Raw genomic sequence first — 269 nt, forward strand, 5'->3', positions numbered from 1 at the left:
TTTAACAGAAAAGCAAAATGGCAAATGATGGGCTACAGCAGTGAATATGGTGATCTTGAAGTCAGAAAAGCGATTTCTCAAATGCTTAATCATCAGCGTGGAATGCATCATAATGAACATGATATTTCTATTACCCGAGGAAGCCAAATGGCGATGTTTTTAACGGCTCAGACTCTATTTACTAATGGTGATTGTGTAATCGTAGAAAATCTGGCATATCAACCTGCGTGGAATGCTTTCGAATATGCAGGAGCAAAATTATTACCTAT

General features: G+C 37.5%; 1 pseudogene. It reads left to right on the forward strand.

Going from position 1 to position 269, the window contains the following annotated elements:
- Window positions 1–269, forward strand: a pseudogene (locus SCA31_RS23575) (PLP-dependent aminotransferase family protein); the annotation flags it as partial.

The sequence above is a fragment of the Chryseobacterium sp. SIMBA_028 genome (assembly GCF_046535285.1).
GTDB lineage: Bacteria > Bacteroidota > Bacteroidia > Flavobacteriales > Weeksellaceae > Chryseobacterium.